3 protein-coding genes and 3 rRNA genes are annotated in these 11,103 nt (G+C 63.1%); all 6 read right to left on the bottom strand.

Going from position 1 to position 11,103, the window contains the following annotated elements:
• Positions 1-7: 7 nt before the first annotated feature.
• A 5S ribosomal RNA gene (rrf, locus tag RIF23_RS13930) occupies positions 8-126 on the bottom strand.
• Positions 127-172: 46 nt separating this feature from the next.
• Positions 173-3,254: ribosomal RNA gene (locus RIF23_RS13925) — 23S ribosomal RNA — on the bottom strand.
• A gap of 284 nt (positions 3,255-3,538) precedes the next feature.
• A 16S ribosomal RNA gene (locus tag RIF23_RS13920) occupies positions 3,539-5,075 on the bottom strand.
• Together the 16S, 23S and 5S rRNA genes form the textbook arrangement of a ribosomal RNA operon.
• Before the next feature lie 797 nt (positions 5,076-5,872).
• Positions 5,873-7,219 carry a tyrosine--tRNA ligase gene (gene tyrS, locus RIF23_RS13915; RefSeq protein ID WP_310912923.1) on the bottom strand — a complete coding sequence of 449 codons (1,347 nt, stop codon included), beginning with the start codon at positions 7,217-7,219 and terminating at the stop codon, positions 5,873-5,875.
• 154 nt (positions 7,220-7,373) lie between these two features.
• Positions 7,374-8,579 (bottom strand): L-2-hydroxyglutarate oxidase, encoded by a 1,206-nt coding sequence (gene lhgO, locus RIF23_RS13910; protein WP_310912961.1) that lies wholly within the window; start codon positions 8,577-8,579, stop codon positions 7,374-7,376.
• Positions 8,580-8,729: 150 nt separating this feature from the next.
• Positions 8,730-10,796 (bottom strand): sensor histidine kinase, encoded by a 2,067-nt coding sequence (locus RIF23_RS13905; protein ID WP_310912922.1) that lies wholly within the window; start codon positions 10,794-10,796, stop codon positions 8,730-8,732.
• Positions 10,797-11,103 lie beyond the last annotated feature (307 nt).

Below are 11,103 nucleotides of genomic sequence, written 5' to 3'. Positions count from 1 at the left end.
TGTTGGTTTCCGGCGGTGTCCTACTCTCCCACCCCGCACCATGGGGGCAGTACCATCGGCGCTGGCAGACGTAACGACCGGGTTCGGAATGGGTCCGGGTGTGTCCCTGCCGCTGTCACCACCGGAAAGTTGTGGTGATGTGTGCATGTGTGCGCGAGCATCCAGTATCTGTGGTGGGCAAGCCCTCGGCCGATTAGTACCAGTCAGCTGCACCCGTCACCGGGCTTCCACATCTGGCCTATCAACCCCGTGGTCTGCGGGGGGCCTTACCCACTCGATGGTGGTGGCAGACCTCATCTAGAAGCTGGCTTCCCACTTAGATGCTTTCAGCGGTTATCCATCCCCAACATAGCCAACCAGCCATGCCCTTGGCAGGACAACTGGCACACCAGAGGTTGGTCCGTCCCGGTCCTCTCGTACTAGGGACAGCCCTTCGCAAGTCTGCAACGCGCGCAGCGGATAGGGACCGAACTGTCTCACGACGTTCTAAACCCAGCTCGCGTGCCGCTTTAATGGGCGAACAGCCCAACCCTTGGGACCAACTCCAGCCCCAGGATGCGACGAGCCGACATCGAGGTGCCAAACCATCCCGTCGATACGGACTCTTGGGGAAGATTAGCCTGTTATCCCCGGGGTACCTTTTAGCCGTTGAGCGACACCCCTTCCACACGGTGGTGCCGGATCACTAGTCCCTGCTTTCGCACCTGCTCGACCCGTCAGTCTCGCAGTCAAGCTCCCTTGTACACTTACACTCGCCACCTGGTTGCCGACCAGGCTGAGGGAACCATTGGGCGCCTCCGTTACTCTTTGGGAGGCAACCGCCCCAGTTAAACTACCCACCAGACACTGTCCCCCACCCGGATCCACGGGTGTGGGTTAGATGCCCAAGAGGACCAGAGTGGTATTTCACCAGTGCCTCCACCCCGACTGGCGTCGTGGCTTCACAGGCTCCCACCTATCCTACACAAACCCACCCAGACACCAATATCAAGCTGTAGTGAAGGTCCCGGGGTCTTTCCGTCCTGCTGCGCGAAACGAGCATCTTTACTCGTAGTGCAATTTCACCGGGCCCATGGTTGAGACAGCGGGGAAGTCGTTACGCCATTCGTGCAGGTCGGAACTTACCCGACAAGGAATTTCGCTACCTTAGGATGGTTATAGTTACCACCGCCGTTTACCGGCGCTTAGATTCCCAGCTTCACCCGAAAACGGGCTAACCGGTCCTCGTAACGTTCCGGCACCGGGCAGGCGTCAGTCCGTATACCGCGTCTTACGACTTCGCACGGACCTGTGTTTTTAATAAACAGTCGCTTCCCCCTGGTCTCTGCGGCCCAGCTCAGCTCACACCGCTCCGGATGATCACCAAACCGGGCTCCCCTTCTCCCAAAGTTACGGGGACAATTTGCCGAGTTCCTTAACCATGGTTCACCCGAACGCCTCGGTCTACTCGACCTGACCACCTGCGTCGGTTTCGGGTACGGGCCGCCCAGCCACTCGCTAGAGGCTTTTCTCGACAGCATGGGATCACCCACTTCGGCTCCACGCCTCGGCATCACGCCTCACCCACACGAAGCACGGATTTGCCTATGCTCCGGGCTACACGCTTACCCCAGGACAACCACCGCCTGGGATGGGCTACCCTCCTGCGTCACCCCATCACTTACCTACTACCCGCTCGGATCCCAGCCCACCACCACCATCATGGTCGAAACCACAACAGCGTGGCGAGGTGGTTAGCATCACGGGCCCCGGTATTGGACGCGACCGGACGGGTACGGGAATATCAACCCGTTATCCATCGACTACGCCTGACGGCCTCGCCTTAGGCCCCGACTCACCCTGGGCGGATTAACCTGCCCCAGGAACCCTTAGTCAATCGGCGCCAGTGTTTCTCACACTGGAATCGCTACTCATGCCTGCATTCTCACTCGCACACGCTCCACGACACGGTCACCCGGCCGCTTCCCCGCGCGCACGACGCTCCCCTACCAACCCCCACAGAGGGGGCTCCACAGCTTCGGCGGTACGCTTCAGCCCCGCTACATTATCGGCGCAGAACCACTTGACCAGTGAGCTATTACGCACTCTTTCAAGGATGGCTGCTTCTAAGCCAACCTCCTGGTTGTCACCGCAACTCCACAACCTTTCCCACTTAGCGCACGCTTAGGGGCCTTAGCTGATGATCTGGGCTGTTTCCCTCTCGACGACGAAGCTTCTCCCCCGCCGTCTCACTGCCGCGCTCCACTTGATGGCATTCGGAGTTTAGCTGATCTCAGTAACCCTCGCGGGCCCATCGACCAACCAGTAGCTCTACCTCCACCAAGAACCACACGACGCTGCACCTAAATGCATTTCGGGGAGAACCAGCTATCACAGAGTTTGATTGGCCTTTCACCCCTACCCACACCTCATCCCCCAGGTTTTTAACCCTGGTGGGTGCGGGCCTCCACGACCTCTTACAGCCGCTTCACCCTGGACATGGGTAGATCACTCCGTTTCGGGTCTGCACCACGCGACTCCACCGCCCCATTAGGACTCGCTTTCGCTCCGGCTCCCCCACCCGGGTTAACCTCGCCACGCAGCACAACTCGCAGGCTCATTCTTCAAAAGGCACGCCATCACCCGAAGGCTCTGACGGCTTGACAGCACACGGTTTCAGGAACTATTTCACAACCCCTCACCGGGGCGCTTTTCACCTTTCCCTCACGGTACTCGTCCACTATCGGTCACCAGGACGTATTCAGGCTTGACAGGTGGTCCTGCCAGATTCACACGGAATTTCACGAGCTCCGCGCTACTCGGGACCATGCCCAATGCAACTACCGCCACCTTCACCTACGGGACTCTCACCCTCTCCGGCGCTGGATCCCACCAGCTTCGACTAGCAACAGCAGCCCACACTCCAGCCCGGCAGAACTGGACAGGCACATCCCACAACCCCACACACGCAACCCCTGCCGAGTCTCACACGCGCATGGTTTAGCCCTCATCCCCGTTCGCTCACCACTACTCAGGGAATCACTATTGTTTTCTTTTCCTACGGGTACTGAGATGTTTCACTTCCCCGCGTCACCACCAACCGCCCTATACATTCAGACGGCAGCAACCCCCCATGACGGAGGTTAGGTTTCCCCATTCGGACACCCACGGATCACCGCTCGGTTGACAACTCCCCGTGGACTATCGCGGCCTCCCACGTCCTTCATCGGCGCCTGGTGCCAAGGCATCCACCGTATGCCACACTCACTTGACCACCACAGAAACAAGATGCTCGCGCACACTATCCACAAATCAAAACCCAACCCCACCCAGCCACAACCACCCACCACGGCGGTCTTCACACAGGCAGGACCAAGAAGCACACCAACCGGTTGCTTCCTCAGACACCCAACAGCGCGCGTGCTCGCCCTCATACCCACACCACACCCCAACCCAACCAAACCAGGCCAGGTCAGAGCGTCCACTCACGAACTTGCCACCAACCCCACCATCCACCGAACGGACAGCGGCACACAGTCAGTGAAACCAAGCTCCTTAGAAAGGAGGTGATCCAGCCGCACCTTCCGGTACGGCTACCTTGTTACGACTTCGTCCCAATCGCCAGCCCCACCTTCACGCGCTCCCTCCCCGAAGGGTTAGGCCACACGTTTCGGGTGTTGCCGACTTTCATGACGTGACGGGCGGTGTGTACAAGGCCCGGGAACGTATTCACCGCGGCATTGCTGATCCGCGATTACTAGCGACTCCACCTTCATAGGGTCGAGTTGCAGACCCTAATCCGAACTGAGACCGGCTTTTCGGGATTCGCTCCACCTCACAGTATCGCACCCCGCTGTACCGGCCATTGTAGCATGTTTGCAGCCCAAGACATAAGGGGCATGATGACTTGACGTCATCCCCACCTTCCTCCGAGTTGACCCCGGCAGTCTCCCATGAGTCCCCGGCCGAACCGCTGGCAACATGGAACAAGGGTTGCGCTCGTTGCGGGACTTAACCCAACATCTCACGACACGAGCTGACGACAGCCATGCACCACCTGTCACCCACCAACCAAATGACCCCACATCTCTGCAGGTCCACGGGCAATGTCAAGCCTTGGTAAGGTTCTTCGCGTTGCGTCGAATTAAGCAACATGCTCCGCCGCTTGTGCGGGCCCCCGTCAATTCCTTTGAGTTTTAGCCTTGCGGCCGTACTCCCCAGGCGGGGCGCTTAATGCGTTAGCTACGGCACGGGAACCGTGGAAAGCCCCCACACCTAGCGCCCAACGTTTACGGCGTGGACTACCAGGGTATCTAATCCTGTTCGCTACCCACGCTTTCGCTCCTCAGCGTCAGGAAAGGCCCAGAGACCCGCCTTCGCCACCGGTGTTCCTCCTGATATCTGCGCATTTCACCGCTACACCAGGAATTCCAGTCTCCCCTACCTTCCTCAAGCATGCCCGTATCCACTGCCCACCCGACGTTAAGCACCGGGCTTTCACAGCAGACGCGACACGCCGCCTACGAGCTCTTTACGCCCAATAAATCCGGACAACGCTCGGACCCTACGTATTACCGCGGCTGCTGGCACGTAGTTAGCCGGTCCTTATTCCCCCACTACCGTCAACCCCACCAACAAGCAGAGCCTACGTCACGAGGAAAAGAGGTTTACAACCCGAAGGCCGTCATCCCCCACGCGGCGTCGCTGCGTCAGGCTTTCGCCCATTGCGCAATATTCCCCACTGCTGCCTCCCGTAGGAGTCTGGGCCGTGTCTCAGTCCCAGTGTGGCCGGTCGCCCTCTCAGGCCGGCTACCCGTCACCGCCTTGGTAGGCCATCACCCCACCAACAAGCTGATAGGCCGCGAGCCCCTCCTCAACCACCCAAAGGCTTTCCACACCATCCCATGCGGGACCATGTCACATCCGGTATTAAACCCAGTTTCCCAGGCCTATCCCAGAGTCAAGGGCAGGTTACTCACGTGTTACTCACCCGTTCGCCACTCATCCACCCACCGAAGCAGGCTTCAGCGTCCGACTTGCATGTGTTAAGCACGCCGCCAGCGTTCGTCCTGAGCCAGGATCAAACTCTCCAACCAAGGTCACACAACCATGATCAGAAACAATCCCAACCATGAAAACAATCCAGACCAACCCCACAACCAATGCAGAGCCAGTCCAAACCCAAAGAAACCCTCACACACACCAACAGCAGCCACAGCCACCATCCAGCATGCGCTCAGGGCCCAAAAACAAGGCACAAGAACAAACAAACACGCGCTGTTGAGTTCTCAAGAAACAACCACCCACCACCCACAAGAACCCACCCAGGGCCCTCTTCAGCAGCAGCGGCACCACTTCTCAAAGTTTTTTTATCACTTTCCCGATCCGACCCGAAAGCCGGATCCCGCTGTCCACCATTTAACCACAAATATCCGAGTGGTTTGGCCACCATCCTCGAATCTCCCGCACCACGACCATGAATGGCCGATGCAGAACATCCGTATGAATGCCGACCTTGTTCCACAGATCCGGCGGACACCGGAACTGTGCCGAACGTTGGTGGATTCCCGCGATTCGGACTCAAGCAAGCTCCTGGCTCGCCATGTCGTCCGATCTCGGGGATGCGGTTCGGTTCGGAGAGCGTCGCTGGCTCTCCCCGCCCCGCAGCGCGGTAGGCCACTCTATGCGACTCACCGCGGGAAGTCAAACCCTGCTGTCCGGGCTCCGAGTACCGGGGCGGTATCCACTGCCGAATGCTGGGCATCCACCAGCGGCGACCGCCTGACTCGGGACAGTCTATGCCCCGGTCTCGGGTGCTCGAAACATACGTGCCGCCACGGTCTATTCCCGCGGTGTCGTGCGGCGGGACGCGGCCCGGTGTGGCCGCCCGGGATCAGGTGACGATCACGCCGGCGACGTTTCGCTTGCCCCGGCGCAGGACCAGGTACTGCCCGTGCAGAAGGTCCGCAGGTCGGGGTACGGCGCCGATGTCGGTCACCTTCGCGTTGTTCACGTAGGCGCCGCCCTCCTGAACGGTACGGCGAGCCGCCGAGCGACTACTGACGAGTCCGGTCGCTTCCAGGAGCTCCACGACCGAGGGCAGACCACTGGCCGTGGCGTCGGTGTCGGTACTCGTGTCGGTGCCGGCGTCTCGGTTCTCCGCCACAGTGACGGTCGTGGTTGGTACTTCCGCGAGCGCCGATCCGAGAGTGCGAGCATCGAGTTCGGTCAGCTTCCCCTGACCGAAGAGGGCGCGGCTGGCGGCGATCACACGCTCGCACTCCTGGCTGCCGTGCACGAGCGTGGTGAGTTCCTCTGCCAGGGCACGCTGTGCGGCCCGCTGTGCGGGGCGCTGCACCACTTCCTGCTCCAGTTCCTCGATCTCGCTGCGAGAACGGAAACTGAACACACGCAGGTACCGGGAGATGTCCTGGTCATCGGTATTGAACCAGAACTGGTAGAAGGCATACGGGCTGGTCAGCTCGGGATCGAGCCAGACGGTTCCGCTCTCGGTCTTCCCGAACTTGGTGCCGTCGGCCTTCGTCAGCAGGTTGGTGGTGACGCCATGCGCGGCTCCGTGTGGCTCGTTACCATCCACTCGCCGAATCAGGTCGATACCGGCGGTGATGTTTCCCCACTGGTCGCTGCCACCGGTCTGGAGTACACAGCCGTACCTGCGGTACAGCTGGAGAAAGTCGTAGGACTGGAGCAGGACGTAGCTGAACTCCGTGTAGCTCATACCCGAGCTCTCGAGCCGGCTCCGGACTGTCTCTCGTGCGAGCATCTGGTTCACGCTGAAGTGCTTACCGATGTCCCGCAACAGCTCGATCGCGCTGATCTCGGCCAGCCACTCCCCGTTGTCCACCAGAATCGCGTCGGTAGGGTCCGCCGGACGGTTGCCCTCCGGGAAGCGCAGGAAGACGGCCAGCTGTCGTGCGAGTACCGTCACCCAGCCCGCGACCGTCTGTGGATCGTTGAGGGACCGCTCCGCAGTGGCCTTCGGGTCCCCGATCAGGCCGGTGCCCCCACCCACCAGGGCGAGGGGGCGGTGTCCCGCACGTTGGAACCGCGCCAGCGTCAGAATCTGGGTGAGGTGCCCCACGTGCAGGGACCCGGCGGTCGGGTCGAAGCCGCAATAGACGGTGACCGGCCCATCGGCGAGAGTCTTACGAAGCTCCTCCGAGTCCGTTGTCTGCGCAAGGAGCCCACGCCACTCGAGTTCGTCGATGATGTCGGTCACGTCGCTTCGCCTGTTCGTGTGTCGTCGTCTCGTTCGGCACGGCGCCCGTGGCCCCGCGAGGGAAGGCGTCACGATGCGCCGCGTCTGATCAGCGTATCGGCTCCGGAGCAGCTCGGCGGACCGGACTCCGACGATGTCCACATTCCGCGGCCCCTCACGACAACGGGCTTCGCCGCAGCAGGTGCTCGGCGATCGCCAGCGCCGAGGTAGCAGCCGGGGAGGGGGCGTTTCGTACCACCAGTACCCGGCCACGGGTGTCGACGGCGAAATCATCAACCAGGCGCCCGTTGGCGGCCAATGCCTGGGCGCGAACCCCGGCCGGCGCCGGTCGCAGGTCGTGGGTCCGGATCGCTGGGACCAGCCGCCGGGCTTGCCGTGCGAACATACTGCGGGACGCCGCCAGGATCAGCTCCTGGGCTCCGGTGCGCCAGTGCTCCTGCGCCAATCGGCGAAACCCCGGCCAGGTCAGGGTCTCCCGCAGTTCGCTGGGAACCACGTCGCGCAGCCGATAACCCTCGCGGGCCGTGGCAAGCACGGCGTTGGGCCCCGCCATGACCTCCCCGTAGACGTGTCGGGTGAGATGCACTCCCAGGAACGGGTAGCGGGGGTCGGGCACTGGATAGACGAGGCCGCGCACCAGGTGCCTGCGGTGCGGAGCCAACTCGTGGTACTGCCCACGGAACGGAACGATGCGGGGATCGTCGCCGATCCCGGCCATTTCCGCAATGTGATCGCTGTGCAAGCCGGCACACGCGAGCAACCAGTCGAACCGCCAGCATCGGCGTGGCCCGTCGGGCACACCGGTGAGCACGTCCACGCCGTCGTCGTCCTGACGCAGATCCAACACCGGGCTCGACAGGCGGATATCGCCGCCAATCGCTGTGACGTCGCACGCCAGCTGACGGGCCACCGCCCCGAAATCCGTCACCGCCGTACTCGGGGAATGCAGCCCGGCGACACCGCGAACGTGGGGTTCCAGGTCGATCAATCCGTCCGGGCCCAGACGCCGGACTCCCGGGACACCGTTGGCTGTGGCCCGACGTTCGATCTCGGGCAGGCGGCCCGCCTCGTCCCGGTCCCGGGCCACCAGCACTTTTCCCAGTTCCGCGTAGGAAATCCCGTGTTCGGCGCAGTACTCCCGCAGCAGCCCCACACCCCGTCGGCACAGGTCTGCCTTCAGCGAATTCGGCGGATAGTACAGTCCAGCGTGTACAACTCCACTGTTGTGGCCCGTCTGATGTGCAGCGACGTGGGACTCCTTGTCCAGCACGGTCACCGTGGCCCCGGGATATGCGTGTGCGACGGCTCTGGCCAGGGCGAGTCCGATAATGCCCGCCCCGATCACACCGATGTGTTCCATGCCCACGCGGGGAACGTAGCACTCCCCCGCCGACCCGGTGGCACTGTGGCCGAGCCCCGGAGTGTCCGGGTAGTCCCGGGGCCCGGACTGCACGACGTGGGGTCCGGATGCCGTTTCCCTGGACTTGCACCGCCCCGGCCGCTACCACCGTCACCCGCTCGCGGTGGTTTCCTGACCACTCCGCGGTCTCTCGGGAGCGTCGGCCTCGGGTGCGCTGCGAGCAGACGGGCACGCGGCGCCGCCCTCCGGGTCCTCCGTACCCGTGAGCAGCCGCGCGGGTACCAGAACAACCGCTCGCGTCCCCCCGTAGGGGGAGGCACTCAGGCGTACCCGAATCCCGTGCTTATCCGCGAGGCGGGCCACGACGAAGAGTCCCAGGCGGGGCTCCTCGGACAGGGCCATGACATCAAACTCGGGTGGCGTCGCCAGAGTGTGGTTCAGGGTCGCGTACTCCTCGCCGCTCATCCCCAACCCCCGGTCCTCAACCTCGACCGTGAGTCCACTGACAACGGTGCCCGCGGTCACGTCCACCGTCGCCGTGGATGGGGAGAACTGTGCGGCGTTCTCAATCAGTTCCGCCAGCAGGTGGACGAGGTCGGCCACGGCCGGGCCACGGATTCGCAGATCGGGCGCCGCACACAGTCGTACGCGGTCCAGATCCTCGGTCTCCGCGATGGCTGCACGCACCACATCGGGAAGGGGCCGCGGCTGCCGTGCTCGGCGAGCACCACCGGAACCGCTGAGAATGATCAGGTTGTCAGCGTAGCGACGACCCCGGGTTGCCAGGTGATCCAGCTGGAACAGCCGGGCTCGCGCCTCGGAATCGTCCTCCTCGGCACGGGCCTCCCCCAGCAGGGCTAGTTGTCGTTGCAGCAACGCCTGGTTGCGGTAGGCGATGCTCCGGAATACGCGCCTGGCGCCCTCGGAAAGCTCCGCCTGCTTGACCGCGGCACCGATCGCGGTGCGCTGTGCGGACGAGAAGGCATCGGCCAGCTCCCCCAGCTCGTCAGAGCTGGTGCGCAACGGGGGAAGCTCGGTGGCGACGTCCACACGTTGACCGCGCTGGGCCCGGGATACCAGCCCGGGAAGACGTTCCTCGACCTGTTGCAGCACCCGGTCACGCAGGTCACCCAGGCGTTTGGTCAATCGTCGCGAGGACCGCACGGCCACGAGGATGGCAACGACACCGGCCAGCAGCGCCAGGACACTACCGCCAATGTTCACCACCAGCGTGCGTAGTGCGGCGGACCAGGCAGAGTCGATCGCGATCTCCGCCTGACCCACGGCAACCTCGTGAAAGTCCGATGCGAGAGCCTCGTTGACCTCCCGCCACTCCTCGCTGGTTACGTCGACGTCCGCACCCCAGTCCGGGATTTGTGCGTCAGCGTCGCGAGGTCTGCCCCCGGGGTCGCGCATGACCACGCGGCCGCTGAGCTCCTCCACGTCCTGCCACGCCGTGGAGTCCACCATGCGCTCGTAGCTGCCGTGGACCTGGGGCGGCATCTTCTCCTCGGACATTCGCAGCCGCTCCCGGTAGGCAGCCGTGAGATAGGTGAAGTGGGCTGTCTCGGCGTAGGTCAGCTCTCCGGCCGCCAATGCTCCCGCCAACAGGGCATCAGCCTGGGCGAACTGGTCCCGTGCCCGAAGTAGCTCCACAGCGAGAACCCCCGCCGCGAGACTCTCGTGCTCGGTCAGGGCACTGCTGGTCGCATCGAACATGTGATGCACGGACTCCAGCAGCAAGGTGTAGTGCTCCAGGGCCTCCGGCCGGCTGAGTTCCTCCTGGTCAACATCTGTGCGTAGCTCATCCAGCTCGGAGAGCTCTTCGAAGAACGCAGTCGCACCGCGACGCGTGTCCGGGTCCCCACGTTGCGTCAAACTCCATGCCTGGTCCCGGACCCGGGCGACGGTGTCATCGGTCTGTGCACGGAGATCGTCCAGCTCCTCGCGGTTCCGCTCGGTTGGCTGGCCGAGGAACACCTGGGTGGCACGACGCTCCTCCCGCAGCTCGGCACCGATCTCAGCGAAACTCGCGGCGCCGTCGCGACCATTGAGCGTGGACTGCATCAGCCGAACCGCATCCACGGTCGTGGCAACACTCATCACCAGCCAGAGCACGAGAAAGCTCAGGCTTGGAATCAACAGAATGCGGGTCAGCTGGGCCCGTATCGACCGCGGTTTCGCGTGGTGAGCGTCCGTCTCGCGTTCGTCGCGCATGTGTCGCCTCCGCCGGTGGACAGGCGCAGGGCCGTCGGGTGGCCATCCACGTGACCCCGTTGATCACCACCTGATATCCCCTGATCACGAAAAGCTACCGGAGGTGGCATGACTACGGGGGCTGTTTCGGTGACTTCACTATCGCAGCGAAACGATGCGTGGAGCCCACGCGCAGCCGACGCACGGCGCGACCACGACCCGCCGGGCGCGCGGCACCAGCGGCTGGGTCGGGACTGGACCGGAATCATGCCGATCCGCACGGGCAGCACCAGCACGCTGCCCGTGCGGACCCCGCGTACCTAAGGTC

The organism is Lipingzhangella rawalii (assembly GCF_031628175.1).
Lineage (GTDB): Bacteria > Actinomycetota > Actinomycetes > Streptosporangiales > Streptosporangiaceae > Lipingzhangella_A > Lipingzhangella_A rawalii.
This window is presented reverse-complemented; position numbering and strand designations above follow the sequence as displayed.